The organism is Mesorhizobium sp. SARCC-RB16n (assembly GCF_008520305.1).
Taxonomy (GTDB): domain Bacteria; phylum Pseudomonadota; class Alphaproteobacteria; order Rhizobiales; family Rhizobiaceae; genus Mesorhizobium.
Genome location: NZ_ML703264.1, coordinates 1 through 21,260 on the forward strand (window position 1 = coordinate 1; position 21,260 = coordinate 21,260).

Annotated in this window: 20 protein-coding genes and 1 pseudogene; 5 read left to right on the forward strand and 16 right to left on the reverse strand. The window is 62.1% G+C overall.

Features of this window, described 5'->3' with window-relative positions:
• A partial coding sequence (locus tag C7I87_RS35575; protein ID WP_210250626.1) for a hypothetical protein occupies nt 1–209 on the forward strand: 209 nt, incomplete at its 5' end.
• Between the two features lie 75 nt (nt 210–284).
• On the opposite strand, the gene C7I87_RS36440 is transcribed toward C7I87_RS35575, so the two are convergent.
• From C7I87_RS36440 to C7I87_RS10980, 14 genes and pseudogenes are all read right to left on the reverse strand, one after another.
• Complete coding sequence (locus C7I87_RS36440) at nt 285–467, reverse strand: DsbA family protein (protein ID WP_281409048.1); 183 nt, start codon at nt 465–467, stop codon at nt 285–287.
• Nucleotides 464–799, reverse strand: a pseudogene (locus tag C7I87_RS36445) (DsbA family protein); the annotation flags it as partial. The gene C7I87_RS36440 and the pseudogene C7I87_RS36445, both read right to left, overlap by 4 nt.
• Nucleotides 800–856: 57 nt before the next feature.
• Nucleotides 857–1,105, reverse strand: a complete 249-nt coding sequence (locus C7I87_RS10925; protein ID WP_149904222.1) for a cytochrome C oxidase subunit IV family protein — start codon at nt 1,103–1,105, stop codon at nt 857–859.
• Nucleotides 1,102–1,737 (reverse strand): cytochrome c oxidase subunit 3, encoded by a 636-nt coding sequence (locus tag C7I87_RS10930; protein ID WP_149904223.1) that lies wholly within the window; start codon nt 1,735–1,737, stop codon nt 1,102–1,104. The genes C7I87_RS10925 and C7I87_RS10930 overlap by 4 nt, the downstream gene beginning before the upstream one ends.
• Nucleotides 1,734–3,380: a cytochrome c oxidase subunit I gene (ctaD, locus tag C7I87_RS10935; protein WP_149904224.1), complete on the reverse strand. Its 1,647-nt coding sequence runs from the start codon at nt 3,378–3,380 to the stop codon at nt 1,734–1,736. Before ctaD ends, C7I87_RS10930 begins: the two co-directional genes overlap by 4 nt.
• On the reverse strand, nt 3,377–4,336 hold the full coding sequence (gene coxB, locus C7I87_RS10940; RefSeq protein ID WP_149904225.1) for a cytochrome c oxidase subunit II: 960 nt from the start codon (nt 4,334–4,336) through the stop codon (nt 3,377–3,379). The genes ctaD and coxB overlap by 4 nt, the downstream gene beginning before the upstream one ends.
• Complete coding sequence (locus C7I87_RS10945) at nt 4,333–5,088, reverse strand: SCO family protein (RefSeq protein WP_149904226.1); 756 nt, start codon at nt 5,086–5,088, stop codon at nt 4,333–4,335. Before C7I87_RS10945 ends, coxB begins: the two co-directional genes overlap by 4 nt.
• A complete protein-coding gene (locus C7I87_RS10950; protein WP_149904227.1) occupies nt 5,085–5,582 on the reverse strand; it encodes a hypothetical protein in 498 nt (165 codons plus the stop codon). The genes C7I87_RS10945 and C7I87_RS10950 overlap by 4 nt, the downstream gene beginning before the upstream one ends.
• Entirely contained in the window at nt 5,575–6,714 is a 1,140-nt protein-coding gene (locus C7I87_RS10955) for a hypothetical protein (RefSeq protein ID WP_149904228.1), read from the reverse strand. Before C7I87_RS10955 ends, C7I87_RS10950 begins: the two co-directional genes overlap by 8 nt.
• Nucleotides 6,711–7,250, reverse strand: a complete 540-nt coding sequence (locus tag C7I87_RS10960) for a c-type cytochrome (protein ID WP_149904229.1) — start codon at nt 7,248–7,250, stop codon at nt 6,711–6,713. Before C7I87_RS10960 ends, C7I87_RS10955 begins: the two co-directional genes overlap by 4 nt.
• Nucleotides 7,247–7,774, reverse strand: coding sequence for a DUF3341 domain-containing protein (locus C7I87_RS10965; RefSeq protein ID WP_149904230.1), 528 nt, complete (start codon nt 7,772–7,774; stop codon nt 7,247–7,249). Before C7I87_RS10965 ends, C7I87_RS10960 begins: the two co-directional genes overlap by 4 nt.
• Nucleotides 7,771–9,150, reverse strand: a complete 1,380-nt coding sequence (gene nrfD / locus C7I87_RS10970) for an NrfD/PsrC family molybdoenzyme membrane anchor subunit (protein WP_149904231.1) — start codon at nt 9,148–9,150, stop codon at nt 7,771–7,773. The genes C7I87_RS10965 and nrfD overlap by 4 nt, the downstream gene beginning before the upstream one ends.
• The gene (locus C7I87_RS10975) at nt 9,143–12,127 is read right to left on the reverse strand and encodes a TAT-variant-translocated molybdopterin oxidoreductase (protein ID WP_149904232.1); all 2,985 of its coding nucleotides are present in this window, start codon (nt 12,125–12,127) and stop codon (nt 9,143–9,145) included. Before C7I87_RS10975 ends, nrfD begins: the two co-directional genes overlap by 8 nt.
• On the reverse strand, nt 12,111–12,767 hold the full coding sequence (locus tag C7I87_RS10980) for a cytochrome c3 family protein (RefSeq protein ID WP_149904233.1): 657 nt from the start codon (nt 12,765–12,767) through the stop codon (nt 12,111–12,113). The genes C7I87_RS10975 and C7I87_RS10980 overlap by 17 nt, the downstream gene beginning before the upstream one ends.
• A gap of 194 nt (nt 12,768–12,961) precedes the next feature.
• Here C7I87_RS10980 and C7I87_RS10985 point away from each other — a divergent pair, with 194 nt between their 5' ends.
• Complete coding sequence (locus C7I87_RS10985; protein WP_149904234.1) at nt 12,962–15,421, forward strand: membrane-bound PQQ-dependent dehydrogenase, glucose/quinate/shikimate family; 2,460 nt, start codon at nt 12,962–12,964, stop codon at nt 15,419–15,421.
• Between the two features lie 354 nt (nt 15,422–15,775).
• Here the strand turns inward: C7I87_RS10985 and C7I87_RS36735 are convergent, their stop codons facing one another.
• Entirely contained in the window at nt 15,776–16,585 is an 810-nt protein-coding gene (locus C7I87_RS36735) for a LysR family transcriptional regulator (protein WP_149904235.1), read from the reverse strand.
• A gap of 150 nt (nt 16,586–16,735) precedes the next feature.
• On the reverse strand, nt 16,736–17,113 hold the full coding sequence (locus C7I87_RS10995) for a hypothetical protein (RefSeq protein ID WP_188393808.1): 378 nt from the start codon (nt 17,111–17,113) through the stop codon (nt 16,736–16,738).
• A 186-nt stretch (nt 17,114–17,299) separates the two neighbouring features.
• Between C7I87_RS10995 and C7I87_RS11000 the strand changes: the two genes are divergently transcribed.
• From C7I87_RS11000 to C7I87_RS11010, 3 genes are all read left to right on the forward strand, one after another.
• The gene (locus tag C7I87_RS11000) at nt 17,300–18,040 is read left to right on the forward strand and encodes a helix-turn-helix domain-containing protein (RefSeq protein ID WP_246696249.1); all 741 of its coding nucleotides are present in this window, start codon (nt 17,300–17,302) and stop codon (nt 18,038–18,040) included.
• Nucleotides 18,041–18,181: 141 nt separating this feature from the next.
• Nucleotides 18,182–19,351, forward strand: a complete 1,170-nt coding sequence (locus C7I87_RS11005; protein ID WP_149904236.1) for an MFS transporter — start codon at nt 18,182–18,184, stop codon at nt 19,349–19,351.
• A 576-nt stretch (nt 19,352–19,927) separates the two neighbouring features.
• A complete protein-coding gene (locus C7I87_RS11010; RefSeq protein WP_149904237.1) occupies nt 19,928–20,782 on the forward strand; it encodes a hypothetical protein in 855 nt (284 codons plus the stop codon).
• Nucleotides 20,783–21,260: the final 478 nt, after the last annotated feature.

Below are 21,260 nucleotides of genomic sequence, written 5' to 3' on the forward strand. Positions count from 1 at the left end.
CCCGTGCTCATTTGGTCTGCGGGGTCGATCCTCCGACTACCTCGGTTACTGGGGAGCCCGCCAGGCGCGGCTATGCCGATATCGGCCAGGCTGGCGCCGAGGCCTTGGCTAAGCTGCGGCGCTACGGCCCCACGCTGCCGAACTGGAAGGCGAAGGCGGCACGAGCGACGAACAAGACAGCAAGAATGGTCCAACGGCTTGGCACTTAAATCCTCCCTGAGACCAGCGATCAGCGCATGGCTTCCACCAAATGCGTCGCGTGCTAGTCTCCCCTTTGTCATAGTTCAACGTTGCAGTTCATGTCGCCCAACGGCCCAGGCAAGCCCCTCTTCTAACCGATCATCCCCCCAGAATGTTTCGCCATCCACGACGAAAGCCGGGGAGCCGAAAATGCCATAGCTGCGAGCCGCGTCGGTCTCCGCCTCGAGACGCTCATGGGCGTGGGTGCCGTCAGCCTTGGCAATCACATCGTCGACGTCCTGACCGAGGGGAGCCAGCACATGCCCAGATGGGCGCGGCTGCCCAGTTCCATGTCTTCCAGGTACCACGCCCTGAAGCTTGCGACGGTGTAGGCCTCGCACCAGCCCTCTTCGGCCGCGATGGGAGCCCTGACGTAAGGGACGCCGTGCGTCGCCGCGCGCCGCTTCACATCGCGCCACATGTACTTTACCTTTGCCGCCTGGGTGCGGAGGGCAATGTTGTTCTCGGCCATCACGGTGCGGACATTGAAGGGGCGCCATCGAACGACAACGCCCGACTGTTTCGCCATAGCGTCAATGCGCATCACCGACAGATATGCGTAGCCGCTTCGGAGCGTTTTGCAGAAAGCCTCCCGACCGACAGCGGGCGTTCTTTGCTATCTGCCGATCAGGGTTAACCCAAACAGGATGACGAGCCAAAGGCCAGTGGCCGCAACGGCCAGTCGCGGCAAAGTGCCTGTCAGGTGCATGAACAGCAGGCTTATGAGGATCGCTTTTGCGGCGGCGATCGCCAGGTTGAGCGTGACGTTGAAACCGGCGAGATCGAGCAATGATGAGCCCACTGTCAGCGCCAGCAGCGCGAGCAGGCCGAGGTAGCCGAAGGTGAGTTTGCGCAGTTCGCTCATCGGTTGATCAGATAGAGAACGGGGAACATGAAGACCCAGATGATATCGACGAAGTGCCAGTATAGGCCGACGGCTACAACGCGGCCTAGGCGGCTGGCAGGGTTGGCGGTCCGCCACAGTGCGATCATGCCGGTGATGACGACGATGCCGCCGATCAGATGCAGCGCGTGCAGCGAGGTCATCGCGAAATAGAGGCCGAAGAAGAATTCGGCATGGACCGGATCCGGTCCGGAATAGCGAAACGGCAGGCCGAGGAGCGGCGCCAGCCCTTCCTGGATTTCCTTGCCGTATTCGATCCCCTTCACGACCAGGAAGCACACTCCCAGCGCCGATGTCGCAAGCAGCGCCCAAACCGTCGCGCGCCAACGTCTCTGAAGCGCAAGCATATGTGCCAAGGCCATGGTGAAGCTGCTGGTGATCAGCAAAACCGTGTTGAAGGTGCCGAGCGGCAGCGAAAGGTGTTTCGAGGCCCCCGCGAAGGCCCGGCCGAAATCGATATGCGCGACAAGGAAGACCAGGAAGATCGCGCCGAAGAGCATCGCCTCGGAGGCGATGAACACCCACATCGCGAAATTGTCGCCGCGCCGTTCGCGCTGGGGGGTGTCGAAAGCGACGCTTTCGGTGCCGCTCATTGCGCCGCCTCCTCCCGGTGCGGGCTGAAGCGCTCATGCTTCAGCCCCTTCATGTCGTAGGCGTAGGCTGGTCTCGTGACGACCGGCATGGTCTCGAAATTGTGCGGTGGCGGCGGCGAAGCGGTCTGCCATTCTAGTCCCGTCGCGCGCCATGGATTGGCGGGCGCGCGCGCGCCGCGAAACAACGACCAGCCGAGGTAGAGCAACGGCATCAGGTAGCCAACCGCGAGCACCACCGCGCCTGCGGACGAGAGGATGTGCCAGAACTGAAATTCCGGCGGATAGGTATGATAGCGCCGGGGCATGCCGAGAAAGCCGAGCACGAATTGCGGAAAGAAGGTCAGATTGAAACCGAGGAACGTGACGGTCGCGGCGATGCGTCCCCAGGTTTCGGAATACATACGGCCGGTCAGTTTCGGCCACCAGAAGTGCAGTCCGGCCATGTAGGCCGTCACCATGCCGCCGACCATGATGTAGTGGAAATGCGCGACGACGAAATAGGTGTCGTGGACATGGACGTCGATGGCGAGCGCCGCCAGAAACAGCCCAGCCAGCCCTCCAAAAGTGAACAGTGCCAGGAAGAACAGGGCATAGAGCATCGGCGTCTCGAAGGTGATTTCGCCCTTGCGCAGCGTCAGGCTCCAGTTGAACACTTTTATGGCTGAGGGGATGGCGACGCAGAACGAAAGGAACGAGAACAGCACGCCCGCATAGGCCGATTGGCCGGAGACGAACATGTGGTGGCCCCAGACGAGGAAGCCGAACACCGCGATCGCCATCGAGGAGAGCGCAACCGCCTTGTAGCCGAACAGCGGCCGACGGCTGAAGCAGGGCAGCACCTCCGAGACCACGCCCATGCCGGGCAGGATCATGATGTAGACGGCCGGATGCGAGTAGAACCAGAACAGGTGCTGGAACAGCAGCGGGTCACCGCCGAGCGCCGGGTTGAAGATGCCGATGCCGAACAGCCGCTCGAGCACGATCAGGATCAGCGAGGCGGCCAGTACCGGCGTTGCCAGCACCATCACCAGCGCGGTGGCATACATCGTCCAGACGAAGATCGGCAGCCGGAACCAGGTCAGCCCCGGCGCGCGCAACGTGTGGATGGTGACGATGAAATTGATGCCGGTCATGATCGTCGAGAAGCCGACAATGAAGACGCCAAGTGCGGCCATCGACACGAAGCCATTGGCATAGAGCGTCGAGAGCGGCGTGTAGAACGTCCAGCCTGTGTCGACGCCGCCGGCGAGCACCGAGGCCAGGGCAAAGGCACTGCCGAGGATGAACACATACCAGCTGGCGAGATTGAGGCGCGGGAATGCAAGATCGCGCGCACCGATCATCAGTGGCAAAAGGAAATTGCCCAATGTCGCCGGGATCGACGGCACCAGGAAGAACCACACCATGATGATGCCATGCAGCGAAAACAGCCGGTTGTAGGTGTCGTCGGAAACGAGGTCGCCGGCAGGCGTAGCCAGTTCCACCCGCATCAGCACGGCAAAGGCGCCGCCGAGGAAGAAAAAAGCCGTGAGCGACACCAGATAGAGCCAGGCGACGCGCTTGTGGTCGGTGGTCAGCAGCCATGCGGCGGGACCGGCGCCCTCGCCCAGATAGCTCGAAGGCCTCAGCGCTTCGGTACTCATTGAGTTGCCTCGTTCTTGGTTGGCGCCTGCGGTGAAAGCGATTTGAGATAGGCCAGCAGCATCTGCATCTCGCCCTCGTCGAGGAGACCATCGAAGCTCGGCATGACCGGATCGTAGCCAGCGGCGATTTCCTTCTTCGGGTCGAGGATGGAATCGCGCAGATAGCGTTCGTCGGCGATGACTGTCTGCTGGTTGTCCAACGCCACCGGCCGCCCGAATATGCCGGCAAGATCCGGCGCCCTCACCTTGCTGGATTTTTCATGGCAGCCGGAGCAGCCGAGCGCCCGAAACAGCTTTTCACCGCCGGCCGCGAGCGTGTCGCCCTTGCCCTGGTTTCCCAGCCATGCCGCATAGTCTTCCGGCCGCATCGCCGTTACCCAGCCGCCCATTTCCGAATGCTGCGTGCCGCAATATTGCGCGCAGAACAGATGATATTGCCCGGGCTCGTCGGCGATGAACCAGACATGGGTGGTGCGCCCCGGCACGGCGTCCTGCTTGACCCGGAAGGCCGGCACGAAGAACGAGTGGATCACATCCTGCGATGCCAGCGAGACGATCACCGTCTTGCCGACCGGCACGTGCAGCTCGTTGATCTCGCGCTGGCCGCCGGAATGGCGGAACTCCCACATCCACTGCTTGCCGAGACCGGCGATTTCGAGCGCGTCCATCGGCGGATGCTCGCGGCGCAGGAACAGCACGGCGCCCCAACCGAAGATGACGAAGGCGATCAACAGGCTCGCTGCTGTCCAGGTAACCTCCAGGGGCAGGCTGCGCGCGCGCTCGCCGGTTCGCTCGGCCCCGGAGCCGGCGCGATACTTGATGGCATAAAAGACGACTAGGATGGTCAGGAAGGTCCCCAAGGCCGCGGTAAAAGCCAGCAAGGCGTAGAACAATGTGTCGACGCTGCCGGCGATCGACGAGGCCTCGGGTGGCGCAAAGGGAATGCCGAAGCTCAAACCCGCCTCCCCCGCGTCAGCATGAAAAGGCCGGCGCCGAGCACCAGCAGCGTCGCCAGGCCCGCCGTCTTCACAACCGCCTGTATCGTCGAGGTGTACTGCCCTTTCGATGTGTCGAAGCCGGCGCAGAGCAGGAAGACATGGTCGGCGATCGATCCCAGCCGCCCTGCCGACGCCTCGACCAGAGCGAGCCGCAGATCACGCGGCTCGAAGGTCAATGCCGGCAGCACCTGTGCGATCCGCCCTTGCGGCGTCAGCGCGATGACGGCGATCGGATGGACGTACTGGGCGATCCGGTCACGCCGGTCAAAGGTGATGCCGGCCTCCGACGCAAGGTCGGCGCCCGCGCCATCGGCACTGGTCAGGAAATGCCAGGCCGACAAGCCGGCCTGACCGGCGGACCGAGCGACCTCGCTTCGGGTAGAGGCCGCGTCTGCGGCGGTTTCCGACGGATCTATCGAGACGAAAAGCGCGTGATAGGTCGAAGGATCCAGGCCGGTCTTGTTCAGATCCGAGGCCACGGCCTGCTGCGTGACACCGCACAGGTTGGGACATTTGTCATAGCCGAAGATGACGAGCGCCGGCCGGCCGTTGAGGATATCAGACAACGGCGCCTGCTTGCCGGAGCTGTCTTGAAAAACCTGGTCGAGATTGAGTTGGGCGCCGATTTGCGGATCGAAAGACGGCCGTGCCGAAGCCCTGGCGGCAGCTGGAAGAAGCAACAAAAATACCAACAGCCCGAGACGCGTCATGGGCTCGCTCCCATGGCCGGTGCGTTTTGGCGCGGCTGGGGCGCCTTGTCATTCGGCCGCGCGGCGAATGATCCGGCGTGGCAATTGCCGGCCTGAGCCGCGCGTGGAACCTGGCCTTCGAGCAAGCCGCAATCCTGAACTGGCAAAGCGGCCGCGCTTGCCCAGTCCGGCAGACCTCGCGCGGCAATCAATTTCATCGCGTCCTCGATTGGAATACGGGCTATGCCGGCACCGCGATCAACCCAGGCAAGCTTGCCGAGTTCCTCATCTTCCTGCTTGCGGAATGCCGCGAGGTCGGCTCCCGGCGAGTGCTGCAAGGTGGGACCTGCTTCGCTGGCCCTCCCGTTATTCCCCAGCGGCCAGTATGGCGCGGTGTTGAACATCAGCTTCAGTGCTATCGCCGCCAGCGCCAGAAAGACCAGCAGGCCGAGGCCAAAGAGCAGCAGGGCGCGTGGCCAGACATCACGCGTTTCAGGATGCAAGGCCTTAGCCACGGATCAGCCTCCCGCGCCACACAGCAATGCGACCCGGCCTCGCCCAGAGATAGAGGAAACAGGCACACCAAGCAGCGCCCACCCCTGCAAACGCCGCCAGATCCGGCCAGGACACCTGCGCGCCGGCCTCCGACAGCGACGGGCGAACGCGCCAGACGACGTCAAGGAAATGTCCGGCAAGAACGGCCGCGCCGAGCCCCAGCAGGCCGCGATGGCTGCGTTTGACCGAACGTATGAGGAAGGCGAAGAAGGGCACCACGAACTGCAGCGCGATCATCAACCAGAGCACATATTGCCAGCCATCCTGGCCACGAAGAACGTACCAATGGATTTCTTCCGGCAGGTCGCCGGCCCAGACGATCAGCCATTGCATGAAGGACAGGTACGCCCACATCAGCATGAAGCCGAACAGCATGTTGGCGACGTCTTCGCCGAGCGCGACGTCCTCCTCACCACCGGGCATCGTCTCGATCGCGCGGCTGGCCGCCAACACCACCAGAGCCAATGAGCACGCGCCGACAACTTCGGCCGAGGCTTCGAGCATCGCGTATATGGTCGACGTGAACTCCGGCTCGATCGAAAGCATCCAGTCGATCGCAAGCACTGTTACTGCCAGGCCGTGGACGATGAGCCCGACCGCATAGCCGGTGGTGGTCCCGCGGCTGGATCTGTCGCCCTCATGCTCTGTCCAGCCGATGACGAGCCAAGCGAGCACCAGCCACGCCAGTGCACATGCCAGGAACCGACCGACGAAGAATGGCACGTTGAGATAGGCGAGTTTTTGCCGCACTGCCTCCGGCAGCACCGCAGGGTCCGCCCCCGCCCAGGGAAAGACCAGATCCAGCCGCGCAAGGATCGGCAGGAACAACAGCAACGCCACCGGCAGCGTCGCGACGAGGGCGCGCAAGGGCGGACGCAGCGCGTCGCCCCAGCGACCGCCGGTCAGGCCATGGACCATCAGGACAGTCATCGCGCCAAGCGGCAATCCGACAACGAACAGGGACATCGCCAGCCAACCGGCAAACGTCGTGCGCGGATCGAGGAAAAATCCGACGCCGCAAAGCAGAAGCCCTACGGCGGCCACGACGGCCAACGGCGCAAAATATCCATCGGGCCATGCGGGACGTCTCATCGCGCGGCCTCCGCGTCGAGTTTCGTGCGAAGGGTCTCCGACAGCGCATCCGCGGGTGCGTAGCGCGAATATTGCAAGGCCCTGATATAGGCGACGATCGCCCAGCGGTCGTTTGCGGGCACACGCGCGGCATAGGAATACATCGCTCCATAGCCATTGGTGATCACGTCGTAGAAATGGCGATCGGGTGCCCTGCGCAGCGCGTCCTGATGATAGGTCGGCGGCGCCGGGAAACCGCGCTGAACCACCATGCCATGACCGTCGCCGGTGCGGCCATGGCAGGGCGAGCAGAAGATGTCGAAGCGTTGCTGCCCGCGCAGGAGGAGCGCCATGGTGAGCGGGTACGGAAATTTCTCCGGCGTTGCCGCGAGGTCGGCGTCGCGCGCCACGCTGCCTGCGACCGGGGTCCGGGCTGACATGCCGTCGGCGAATTGCTTGCTGGCCTCCAGCGGATTGTAGCGTGGCTGGTCGGCCATGTCCTGCTTGCAGCCGGCGAGCAGCAGGAGAAATGGCAAAAGCAGCGTCCGCCATCTCATGCCTCCACCTCCTCGACCGTCTCCGCGCCAAGCCGCGTCAGTTGCCCCTTGGTGACGCCCTTGCGGTATCTTGGGTCGGCCGCTTCGACGAGCAGGTAGAACTTGCCACCTTGCGCGTAGGTGAAGGTTTTGGCGTTGAAGACCGGGTGGTAGTATCGCGGCAAACCGTTCGCCCGGAGCATGCCGACGAATCCAGCAAGGGCTGCGCCCAGGATGGCTGCCTCGAAGGCGATTACCGTGAAAGGCGGCCAGGAATGCAGCGGCCGGCCGCCGACATTGACGGGGTAGTCGATCTCGACCGAGTAGAGGATCAGTGCGTAGACCAGCAGGCCGCCGGCAATGCCACCCCCCAGCACTGTCCATGGCAACCGCGTCCTTGGCATGCCCAGAATCTCGGCGAGGCCGCGCACCTCGAAGGGCGAGAACGCGTCCATGCGCCGGTAACCCTTGTCGCGCATCGCCCGCGCCGCTTGCGTCAGCGCATTGGGATCGGCGAATGCCGCGATGACGCCATGAAGGCTCATGCTGCCCCGCTTTTCTCTTCGATCAGTTCCTCGACCTCGAAGATGGTGATCGCCGGCAGGATGCGGATGAACAGGAAGACCAGCGCGAAGAAGGTGCCTAGCGATCCGAACAGGATGCCGAAATCGAGCCAGGTCAGCGACTGCTCGCCCCAGGACGACGGCAGGTAGTCGCGACTCGGACCGGTCACCACGATGACATAGCGCTCCAGCCACATGCCGACGTTGATGATCAGCGCGATCGAAAACAAAATCGGCATGTTGAGCCGCACGCTGCGCAGCCAGAGCAGCTGCAGCACGATGCAATTGCAAAACAGCATGATCCAGAACAATGGCGCGTAAGGCCCGACGGCGCGCTGGGCCATCATGGCGCGCTCATAAGGCTGACCGGAATACCAGGCGAAGAATGCTTCCGACGCGTAGCCGTAGATGACGATCATGCCGGCCGCGATCATCAGCTTGGCGGCGTTCTCCATGTGACGCAACGTGATCAGGTCTTCGACCGCGAACGCCCAGCGCAAGGGAATGGCGATGGTAAGCACCATGGCAAAGCCGGAGAGCAGCGCACCGGCGACGAAGTAAGGCGGGAAGATCGTCGAGTGATAGCCCGGCGTGATGGCAAAGGTGAAATCGAGCGCGACGATCGAATGCACCGAGACGACAAGCGGTGTAGCAAGGGCTGCCATCAGGAAGTAGACGGTCCGATAGCGCGCCCAATGGAAGGCCGAGCCGCGCCAGCCAAGCGCCAGGATGCCATAGAAGAGTTGCGCGGGGCGCGATTTCGCTCGATCGCGCAGCACGCCGAGGTCCGGCAGCAGTCCCATATACCAGAACAGCAGCGAGACGGTGGCGTAAGTGGCGATCGCGGCAAAATCCCATACCAGCGGACTACGCCATTGCGGCCAATGCATATGCGTGTTGGGCAGAGGCAGCAGCCAGTAGAAGAACCATGGCCGGCCGAGATGCAGGATCGGGTAGAGCCCGGCCATTGCCACGGCAAACAGCGTCATAGCTTCGGCGAAGCGATTGATCGAAGCGCGCCAGGGTTGGCGCAGCAGAAGCAGCACCGCCGAGATCAGCGTGCCGGCATGGCCGATCCCGATCCACCACACGAAGCTGGAAATCATCGTGCCCCAGGCAACGGGGATGTTGATGCCGTAGGCGCCGACGCCGACCGAGATCAGGTAAGTGATGGAATAGAGGAACAGCAGCACGAAGGCGAAGCAGACGAAGAACGCCGCCCAGAAGAAACGTGGCAGCCTTCCTTGCAGGACGATCGCGCTGATGCGGCCGCTGATCTCGGGAAAGTCATGGCGCCCTCGCAGCACGGGCGCTCGCGGCACGGCTTTTTCGGCTCTGGCGGCGACCGCTTCAGCCATTGCCGGTCTCCGTGCCTGGCTTGCCGGCAATGAGGCCGTTTGGATTGGTGATCTTGCCGAGATACGTGGTGCGCGGCCGCGTGTTCAGCTCTTCGAGCAGGGCATAGTTGTGCGGCGCGGCTTTCTCGCGCGCGACACCAGAGCCTTTCCTGTTGAGATCGCCGAAAGTGATGGCCTGCGTCGGGCATGCCTGCTGGCAAGCAGTGACGACTTCGCCGTCGGCGATCTCGCGGTTCTCGATCTGCGCGCGGATGCGCTTTTCGACAATGCGCTGGACGCAATAGCTGCATTTTTCCATGACGCCGCGCGAGCGCACGGTGACATCGGGATTATGCACGGCCTGCTGCGGCCCCGCACTGTCCTTGTCGAACTCCTGGTACTCGAGGAAATTGAAGCGCCGCACCTTGTAGGGGCAGTTCTGCGAACAGTAGCGTGTGCCGATGCAGCGGTTGTAAACCTGGGCGTTCAGGCCGTCATGGGTGTGGATCGTCGCGTTGACCGGACAGACCACCTCGCATGGCGCTTTCTCGCAATGCATGCAAGGCACGGGCTGGAACAAGATGTCCGGGTCGTCGACAGCGCCGGCATAGTAGCGGTCGATGCGCAGCCAATGCATTTCGTGACCGAGTGCCGCCTCGTCCGGTCCAACGGTTGCGATGTTGTTCTCGGCCTGGCAGGCCGATACGCAAGCCATGCAGCCGATGCAGGCCGAAAGATCGATCGACATGCCCCAGGCTTCCTGGTCGTATTTCCAATCGGGGTAAAGCGATTCCGTCGGCGCTGGCGGCACGCCTTCACGGACGAAATGCGGATTTTGCCTGAAGGCGTCGAGCGTCGCGTATCGCACGATCGCCCTGCCCTCCATCGCCTGGTGGTGCTGGGTCGTCACCACCCGCGCCGAGCTGTCGCGCGCCGTCAACATGAGGCTATCTGCAAACCATGGAGCGTCAGTGGTCCGCAGGGCAAAGCCATCGTAGCCACCGGCCAGCGCGGCGACGGAACCGATTTTGCGCCCGAACCCGAGCGACAGCGTCACCGTGTCGTCAGGCTGTCCGGGCATGATCCAGACCGGCGCGTCGATATCCTTGCCGCCTCGCCCCAGATTGACCACCTGCCCGTTTTCGAGTCCTAGGCGCTGCGCGGTCGCCGGCGAGACCACCGCCGCATTGCCCCAGACGAGCTTGCTCAGCGGCCGGGGCAACTCCTGCAGCCATGGCGAATTGGCGTTGCGGCCATCGCGAAGCCAGGGATCGGCCACGAAGCGAACCTCCAGCCGATCGGCAACGGAGGCATGCGGCTTGGGGGCGCCGATATCCGCCGGCATCGAGACGGCGACAGGAGCAGAGGCGCTGTTCGGCACGACACCATCGCGCAATGCCTTTCGCCAGCCCGCCTCGTCCATAGCCGCCCATGTCGCGCGCACCAGGGCCTGCATATCGGCATTGAACTCACCGCCGAGCACCGCCAACAGCTGAGGCAGGCTCTTGCCGCCGAACAGAGGCTGGATCAGCGGCTGCACGATCGAGACCGTGCCATCATAGGCGCGGATATCGCTCCAGTTCTCCAATTCGTGCGCGGCGGGAATGTGCCACTGCGCCAAGAATGCGGTCTCGTCGCGATAGAGTCCCCAGTGGACGAGAAGCTCCAGCTTCGAAAAGGCCTTGCGCACATCGAGGTCCGACGGCGCCGTACGCAAGGGATTGGGCCCGAGCACCATGGCGCTGTCGACCGATCCGGTCGTGATGGCCTGGCAAAGCGCGGCAAGATCGCCGTCGATCGGCATGGCGTCCGGCGGCTCGATGAAGTCCAGCGTGTTGCCGACAGCTCCAAGCCTGGCGTTCATCGCGAAAGCCAAGGCGTGCACGAACGGCGTCTGGTGCGGACCAGGCACCACCAGGGCATTGCGGCCGGCAATGCGGAGATCGTCGACAAGCGCGTGTGTCCATTCCAGGCTGGGGGGTGACAAGCTGGCCGCATGAAGACCGCCTTCCAGGGCAGCCTTGATTGCGACGGCAACGCCCTCGACAGCACTCGGCTTGACGGCACCGCGATGATCCGCCGCCGCACCCGTGATTGTGGGCGTCGACTCGACCACGTAGAGACGACTCATCGTATCCGTCGATTGACGCACGCGCCGCCGCCGCGCGAAATCGCGGGCATAGGCCAGACGCCCAGGTTCTTCGCCTAGGAAATCGGCATCAAAGCTCACGACCACATCGGCGCGATCGAAATGGTAGATCGGTGTCAGCGGCCTGCCGAATAGTTTGGCCGTTGCCTGCTCGTTCGCGCTGGCCGCAAGCGGATCGTGCCTGTAGACGCGAAGTCTGGGATAGCGCTGCTTGAGCGATCCGATCTGTGCCTTGGTCGTCGGCGATGTCGTCGCCTCGATCAGCAGTGCCAAACCTTGCCCGCCCGAAGCGGCCAATCCGCCGGCAAGCTTCGCCATGTCCTTGAGAAAGTCGCCGTAACTCGCCGGCTCGCCTTGCTTTAGCGGCGTACGCGACCGTTCGGGATCGAACAGCGACAGCACCGCCGCCTGCATGATGGCATCGGTAGCGCCACGCGAGGCAGGATGATCCGGATTGCCCTCGACCTTGGTGGGCCGGCCTTCATGGCTCTCGACAACCGCGCCGATGCCGTAACCATCGCTGGAAAGGGCGGTCGCATAGTAGAGCGGCTTGCCGGGAACAACGTTTTCCGGCTGATGCACGTAAGGCACGATGCGCTCGGCCTCGCTGCAGGCGGTCAGACCGGCCAGCGAAAGCGACGCGCCCATCAGCTTCAACAGGGTGCGTCGATCGAGACTGAGCGGCAGGCGTTCGGCGATCGCTGGAAATTCCTCCTCGACGAAGCGCCGGAACTCCGCAGTATCGGCCAGTTCATCCAGGCTCCGCCACGGCTCGCGTCCCGTTGCAGCCCGCCGCAATGCCGCAAGGTCGGCGGCTGGGAACGGCTTGATGTCAGCGATGACAGACATAGCAATCCGTCATCGTCTCGGGGTGAATATCAAGGATGCTGATCAGGGAGCCCCTGACCTCTTCGATGTCCTGCGGCGGTTTCCAGTGCAGCAGGAAGACGTCCTGCGGCGGACGGAGATTGGGACCGGGATCGCGATGACAGCCCAGGCACCATTCCATCGACAGCGAATGCGCGCGATGCATCAGTGGCATGTCGTCGACGTCGCCGTGGCAGGTCTCGCAGGCGACACCCTTGGCGATGTGGATAGAGTGGTTGAAGTAGACGAAATCCGGCACGGAATTGACCCGCTGCCACTGCAGCGGCTGCCCCGACGCAAGGCTTGCACGGACCGGCGCCAGCATGTCGGCATTGGTGAATATCTGCGAATGACAGGTCATGCAGACCTCGGTCGGAGGCAATCCAGCGGAAGCGGAGGTCTCGACGCCGTTATGGCAATACCGGCAATCCAGCCCGATATCGCCGACATGGTGCTTGTGACTGAATGGGACTGCCTGTGCCACGGGCCGGCCCACACCGGTGATGAACCCCGAACGCAAAAGTGCCGTGCCGCCGATGGCCACGAAAATTGCGAAGAAACAAAGTCCCCACAACACGAAGCGGGCAATTCCATTGGCATTGCTGGAAAAGACCTGCGGCATCCCCTCGCCGATTTGCATGGAGCAGGATTTGGATCGAGCGCCTAACGGCGGCGATGCGGCAAAGGTTCCGTTGACCTGGGATGCTCACAAAATGGTGACCTCCAAGGCGCAGCCGGAAACCGCCAGGAATCGCAACCATGCGCAATGGCCGACGTTCGACATGATCACGATCGATGCCACACGGAAATATTGCGATGACACACGCCAGTTCGAACTCCGCCCGCATCAGCCGTTCCGGCCTCGCTTTCTGGTGGACCATGTTCGTGGGGGTGCTGCTGGTGATACTTGGCCTGCTTATCGGCGCAGGCGGCGCCTGGCTGATCGCGTTGGGCGGCTCGTGGTACTATCTGCCTGCCGGAGTGGCGCTTTTGGTTGCCGGCATTTTGCTCTTGAGCGCCAATGCCGCTGGAGTCTGGCTTTACGTCCTGACCTGGATCGCGACGCTTGCCTGGGCTTACTGGGAAGTGGGCATGGACGGCTGGGGGCTGATGCCCCGCGTGCTCGCCCCGACAATTGTCCTGATTTTCGTTCTATTGACCTTGCCGGCTTTCAGCGCTGACCGCGCGAAGCGCGTTCGTGATGCTGCGTACGCGACCACATCCGCCGGCGTTGTCATTGTCGGCTGCGGAATCGGGCTTCATCACTTCACGCTTGCGGCACAATCGCAGGAGGCGATCGCCCCGGCCACGCCGCCAGTTGGAGGCGCCGCCGCGGGGACCGCCCCGCCGGTTCAGCCCGACATCGCCCTCCACCAGGCTGGGTCGAATTGGCCTGTCTATGGCGGCTCGGAACTGGCCACGCGTTATTCGCCCCTCAAACAGATCACCGCCGGCAACGTGGCGAAGCTGACCAAGGTCTGGGATTTCCACACCGGCGATATGCCAAGCAAGGCGGCGGCCAAAAAATACTCTCCGGAGAACACGCCGCTTGAGATCGATGGTCACCTCTTTGCCTGTTCGGCCAAGGGTATCGTCATCTCGGCCAATGCGGCGACCGGCAAGGAGGAGTGGCGGTATGATCCGAAAGTATCTGATGACGCCATTCCGTACGGCGCCAGCTGCCGTGGTGTCGCCTATTACGCCGCTCGGGGAGCAAATGCCGAGCAGCCATGCGCGACACGCATCCTGTGGGGCACGCTCGATGCCAGGCTGATCGCCATCGATGCCAGGACCGGCAAGGCATGCGGCGATTTCGGCCAGCAAGGCGTCGTCGACCTCACCCAGGGGCTCGGCAAGACGGTTCCCGGCTGGTACTCGGTGACGGCGCCGCCGACCATCGTGCGCGGCATAGCCGTTCTCGGCGCCCAGGTGAAGGACGGACAGGCCGAGGATGCGCCGTCGGGCGTGGTGCGCGGCTATGACGTAATGTCAGGCAAACTCGTCTGGGCGTGGGACATGGGTCATCCCGACCGCACCGGTGCGCCGCCCGAAGGCGACACCTATACGCGCGGCACGCCCAATATGTGGACCGTCGCGGCCGCCGATCCTCAGCTCGGCTATGTCTATTTGCCGCTCGGCAACGCCTCGGTCGACTATTACGGCGTCGATCGCAAGGACTTCGAAAATCAATACAACTCCTCGATCGTGGCCATCAATGTCACGACAGGCAAGCCGGTCTGGCATTTCCAGACCGTCCATCACGACCTTTGGGATTACGACCTCGGCTCGCAGCCGACGCTCGTCGACTTCCCGACAGCTAATGGAAAAGTCCCCGCAATCATCGTGCCGAGCAAACAGGGTCAGATCTACGTGCTCGATCGCAAGAGCGGAAAGCCGCTCTTCCCGGTCGAGGAGCGGCCGGCTCCGTCGGGTGGTGTCGAACCTGAGAAGCTGTCCAAGACGCAGCCCTACTCCGGCTACGCGCATCTCGACCAGCCGGTGCTGACCGAGAAGGACATGTGGGGCATGAGCCCGCTCGACCAGCTCTACTGCCGCATCCAGTTCCGGCAGGCTTCCTACCAAGGCGAATACACGCCGCCGACCGTGGACACGCCTTTCATCGAATATCCCGGCTACAATGGCGGCTCAGACTGGGGCAGCATCGCTGTCGATACCGATGACGGCATCCTGATCGCCAACTACAACGACATGCCCAACTACAATCAGCTGCTGCCGCGGGAAAAGGCAGACCAGATCGGTTTCAAGTCGATCGAACAGGGCGGCGGTTCCCAGAAGGCCAAGGACATGGGCGATCCGCAGATGGGATCGCCCTATGCCATCGCCGTCAACGCGGGTTGGCGCCTCTCCACGGGACTGCTGTGTTCCGAACCGCCTTATGGCCACATCCGCGCCATCGACCTGAAAACCGGAAAGACGCTGTGGGACAAGCCGCTCGGCGAGGCGGTCAAGAACGGCCCATGGGGCATCCCGTCCATGCTACCGATCGACATCGGCACGCCGAACAATGGCGGGCCGCTCGTGACCGCGGGCGGCCTGATCTTCATTGCCGCGGCGACGGACGACAAGCTGCGCGCAATCGACATCAAGACCGGCAAGGTGGTTTGGCAAACGGACTTGCCGGCAGGCGGCCAGACCACGCCGATGACTTATGAGGTCGACGGCCGGCAGTACGTCGTCATCGCGCCCGGCGGCCATCATTTCATGGAGACGAAGGTCGGCGACGATGTCCTCGCTTACGCATTGCCCGCTAGCTGAGTCGGGACTCGCCGGGAACCTCACCATCCCGGCGAATTATCTCAAGGGAGCGTTGGCGCTAAAGGCCGTCTTTGAGGGACGGCGTCAGCGGCCGATCCGTCCCGGTCGCTTTTCCTGACGACATCTTCAACTGTCCATTCAGGAGAGCGGCGATCCGGCGTCCGAATGCGTAACTGACTTAGTCTCGCAGGATGGGTCTTGAGGGGCGGCGCTCCGCGCGGCTCATTCCGTCGGGGCGTGCGTTTTTTTGGCGCTCTCGGCCTTTGACTGGCGACCGCCATGTTCTTGGCAAGCCCGACAAGACGCAGGACCGCGCGCTTGGGATTCGATTCAAGCCAGATGCCGCTGATTGAACTAACGCTGTTTTTCCCACCCAGAGGCTTCCACCGGGCGGAATCGATGGCAATTGTCCTGGCATAGCTCGCCTCTGCCAAAGTGATGCCTTGCCCGAGCTGCACCTGGAAAATGACGGTCGCTTGGTTCGCGCGACACGTATGAATGGCCGGCCCGCCCCCGGCCGCAATGCGTTCGAGCAGGCACAGGTCCGACGGCGGCCCTTCCAGCCCGACCGGGACGAGCAGAGGCATGTCCGCGAGGTCGGACCATCTGAGCACCGGCCTCTCGACAAGAGAATGACAGGACGGCAGGGAGCACGAAGAGACGCTCTTGCCAAAACACTTCGCTGCTGCAGAATTTGGCGGTGCCAATGTGATGTGTGAACACAAGGTCGAAGCGTCTGCGGCGTATTGCAGAAAGGCACTGGCCCGATGGGACATCCTCAATGGTCAGCCTTACGTCCGGGTACAGCTTGCCGAAACGCTCGATGAGGCGTTTGAGGAATTCTCCTCCTGTCACGCAGCACAGCCCAATCCTGAGTGTCTTGGCATCCTTGTTATCGCGCACACGCTCGGCGAAAGCATCGAGCAGGCCGTCGTAGTGAGCCCGCACGATTTCGATCCAGGCGCGGCCTGTCTTCGTCAAGCGAACGCCGCGCGCATCGCGCTCGAACAGCTGGATGTCGAGCTGCTGTTCGAGTTTGACGACGTTGCGGCTGACCGAGGATTCCTGGACCCTCAGCGCTCTTGCGGCCTGACGCATGCTGCCGTGATCCACGGCCGCAAAAGCGTAGGTCAGCAACTGGATAGCGTTCCCGTTCCGCGTCATGTCCCTCGAGCTTCGTGACCATCGCTACAGGAGGCGCCTGTCTCACCGCCATGCGATCGGTTCCGTATTACGGACGGGCGGCACTCAGGTGTATCAACAGTCTCGCCTGGTCGCATGGATCTCGGCGCAGCTGCCACCCCATTGGCTGCGTCACACCGGACTGTCCGTCATGGCGATCGTCGCGGCGTCAGATACGTTGGTCTCGTAGACATATTCATGCGGAATGGCCGGCGTTGACATCTGTGAGGCGTAGAGATCGAGATTTTCTTTGCTGTTGCTCGCCGCAAGGCTGCAGAAATTGCCGCTGTTCCACGTCATCGTGCAGTACTTGAAATGCGCACCTACGGAGCGCGCCATCTCTGCCAGCGTCACCTCATTGTTGAACATGGTCCCGAGGACGTCCGTCTTCTTTTTTTCGATTTCGTCCGGGGGAAAGTACCTCGCCTTGAAGCCATAATCCTTCTGGTACTCTCGACGTCGGCTTTCCTGAGATTGCGATTTTTTTACTAAAGTCACATCTTCTACCAATCCTGAGTTAGTTGTGATTTGGCCAGCAACCTGTGGTTAGGCACAACACCGGAGGGCGGGCTACTCTTAGTATGAAGGCTGCTCCCATCCCTGGACACCCCTTGCCCTGATCCGAACAAGATCCGCCGTTCACAGCACCAGACGCTTACACACCAGCATGAGAGCTGGGGCAACGTGCGGGCTGACTTGATCAGGAGAACTGGTCTGGAGCGCCAGGAAACAGCAATTTCGTTCCCGGGCCATATATTCCTGATGAACCTGAAAGGGGCGGCAAGCCGCGGAGAGGATTTCGTCGACGGGCGTCGGATCTCGTTTTCGCCGCGGCGGGCTGGCTCGGTAGTCCATATGCCTGCCGGCAGTGATTGGACGGGGTGGGACGAGGGAGAACCCACGGCCGCCTACCTGCTCGTCTCAATTGAAAAAGGATTCACCGACGAAGCGTTCGGCGGGATGGTGCGCCATCGCTCGTGCGACCTGCCGGCTTCGATCGGATTTCGGGACAGCACCGTGGAGATGGCTTTGCAGCGGATCGCCATCGAACTCAGGCAGCCCGATCCGATCAGCGTGACGATGGTCGAGAGCCAGGCGATGCACTTGCTCGTTCAGATGGTCAGGCGCAACGGCCACTATAACGAGCCTGCGAAAGGCGGGCTGTCAGCCTTCGATCTCAAACGGGCGACCGCAATGATCGAAGCCTCGTCGGACGAGACACCCACCCTCGCCGATCTGGCAAAGGAGGTCGGTGTCAGCCGTTTCCATTTCAGCAGGGCTTTCAAGCAATCTACCGGGATGACGCCACACGCGTTTATCGCGCGGCGTCGACTGGATCAGTCCGCCGACATGCTGCGATCGACCAATATGTCGGCGACGGAGATCGCGCTGGAAAGCGGGTTCGGCAGCTCAAAGCCATTTCACGATCGCCTTTAAGCGGGCATTCGGCGTCAGTCCGACGGAATACCGCCGCCGATCCAGGATTTGATTCAAAACTTCCGCTGATTTCAGCAACGAACGGAAAAAACAAGCGTAATTGTTAAGCGGCATCTGGGCAGTGGGTATGACAAGCGCCGATTGGATGCGCAGCCCTTGTCAAATGCAATTCAAATTCACGCTGACCTGAGATCAAGCATCCAGTCCCGTCTATGGCTTGGATTCATGACCAGCACGCTATCGGCGGCAGTCGGACGAAACGGATATTACATCGCATCCGCCTGGACTGTTGTCGCGGCAGGCTACGGAAGCGCCGGCGTGGCGATACTGCTTGCGACCGTCAGTGTCGTCGAATTCGTTGCAAGCCCTCTAGCCGGCCTGGCAGCGGACCGGTTTGACCGACGGCGATTGAACATCGCGGCCGACCTCGGTCGCTTTGCCATCTTGCTCGCCACGGCTTGCACGCTTCTCTACCGGGACGCCTTTTTAACGCTCTGCCTGTCAGCGGCGCTCTTTTCGATTTGCGATCGTGTCGCGCTGACCGCCTCGCAAGCGATGATCCCTCTCGTGACGGGAGGCGCCGAACTTGCGGCATCGAATTCCATCATCTCCTTCATCATGCAGTTTGGCAGCCTCGGCGCAGCGTTGCTAGCCGGATCATTACTGGGTGGGCACTCCCCTGCCCTGACGTTCATGGTGCTCGCCCTGTTGTTCCTCCTTTCTGCCGGCTCACTGTCCTGGATGCGGCCAGGCCGCCTCCCGCAAGGTGTCAGAACGGCCAAAGGCCTGGCACCGAACATGGACAGGCATCTCCTTGGTCTGTTTGCCGCCAATGCCCTTCTCTATGGAGGCGCGGTGCTGGTCACGGTGATGGGATCAAGCTTCGTCTTCGAAGAGCAGCACGGCACCGCCGCCGATTTCGGCCACCTTGAAGCTGCGTGGTCGGCTGGTTCGGTTCTTGGGGCGGCTGTTCTCGTCAGGCTGACACGAGCGGCAAGTGGTCCTATACTGCACCTCATGCTTTTGGCCTCAACGGCGCTCGCGTTGATGTCATTGATCACTGTGCGCGCGCCCTGGACATTGATCGTCTTCGCCGAGCTCGGGTTTTCCTACAATCTGGGCCGGGTGAGCATCGAGGTCACACTGCAGTCGCGTATGCCTGACAATGTATTGGGCAGGGCCAAGGGCGTCATGCACAGTCTCGCTGTCGCGCTGGGACTGGTTATATTCAGCATCGCTGGCGTTATGGGCGAGAGTGTATTTCCTTCGTCGGATTCGGCGTGGTGCTCCTCATCAGCATTCCTGCATTGAGCATTGAGCATTGGCATCGCGCAGCGAAAGGATGAACCGTGAGGTGGACGAGCTAGCGACGGACGCAGACGCCAAGCAGGCGGTGCTGGACTCTCTGGCGACGCTCTATCCTTGGACGCGCTCCTATCATTGCCGCCCGCTTCGCGATTATGCGTCCCGCTTGTTCGAAGCGCCTGCGCAGAAACCGGAACCCGAAATTCGCAGCCGCGCGTTTGCCAGGCTGCTCGACACGATCAGGAATGCGGGAACGCGAAACGGATTGCCGATCAACGCCGTCTCCCAAATATGCAAAGATCTAGAACAACGCCGCGTGTTGCAGACCGGCCCGCATTTGTATCTCCTCATGGAGCCAGAGGCCTATTACACGCACATCTTCAGCCTGCTTGGCCTCTCGGCGCATGGCTGCTCGACCTACGTTTCCTATGCCGTTTCAACGGTGAGTCTCGTTGAAAAGCCCCGCAAGGGGCCAAGCTGGATCACGCTTGACGGGAAGCCGGTCAACGTCTTCGGTCTCAGCCGAAGCCGGATGATCGGATACAGCCTTCTGACGGGCCTGGATCATACCGGTTCGAGCTGGTGCCAACGGAGCCAAATGCCGAGGAAGACGCCCTCGCCCTGCTTCGCAGCCTGCTGCCGAAGACGCAGTTCGAGCGGCCTGCGCATGCCATCAAGGCAGCCAATCGCATCCTCTGGCCAAAACTGTTCGGAGAGAGCTTTGCCTTTCTGCAAATCGACGATGAGGATGTTGCCGACCTGGTGGCGGACCACCTGTCGGACGAGGGTTCCTGGCTGCGTACGAGGTTGCTGGAAAGCCCAAAGCTGGCTTTGAATATCCTTGACGAGATCGACAGGCTGGCGGCCGGCCCTTGGGGTGGCTGGCTCGCGCGCGGCACCGATTTCTTTTGGTACTATGAAAACGGAAAGCGCCTGCCGCTGCGCATGGTGGGTGGAGAACTCATCAATCTGGCGACCAGGACGAAGGTAGCTCGCTTCGCGGCTCCCGGTATCATTGAGCGGCTGGCGAACCGCAGCCTTGTTCCAAACCTGCTCCTTATGTTTCTGGTCCTGTCGATTCTGCCCGGCGTGCGCGCGCTCGGAGGCAGTCACCAGCCGGTCTACTATCCCCTGATGCGCTACGTCATTTGTCGGGCTCTAGAGAGCGCGGACATGGATCCGGACCTTCGACGCGCTCTCGCGAGCGATGATGTGCCAGGAGCTTGGGGGCATCGCGTCATTGAATGCGATGAGGATCCATTCGAGTCGATCCGAAAGGGCAGCATAGGCGAAACCGGCGAGGTCATAGACCGCTTCGGCGATATGCCTTTCGCTGATGCCTGTGGAGGTCTGAGCAGTTTCGTTTCTGATCCGTCGTGGACTGAGCTTTGCTCACAGCTGCGGGAGCGAGCGATTGCCCCAAGCGTCTTTTCCTAAGGGTGGGCAAGCGCCCGTGGCTGAGGTCAAAAATGAGCAGCACCTGCCGTCGCAAAATCGATCACGGAATGGCGTATTCTTGGCCGAAAAACAGTCCGCCCGCTTTTGGTGATCCAGGTAAGACGAGCTGCCGTTACCTGATACGCAAGCAGTCCCGGACTGCCAATTATGCGACTTTCGAAGCACAAAAGGCGAATGCTGAGAGGGCGTTGTGTGTCTTCGACGTCAATAGCCATGCCCATTCCGCAGTTCCGGCGAGCATTGGCAATGGCTGGAACGGGGCCGAAGGCGGACCGGCAACTTCGAAGTACGGATTTTCAGGAGCAGGCCTTCAGGTCTCATCGGGGCCTGGACATGATCGCCGGTCGGAGCCTTCAGGCCGGAAACAGGAAAGCAGAGGCGGGATCGAAGAAGACCTGCCTTCGCGAGGCTGCATTGATGCCATCCGGTTCGGCCGCATCCGACGTTGGCCTGACAT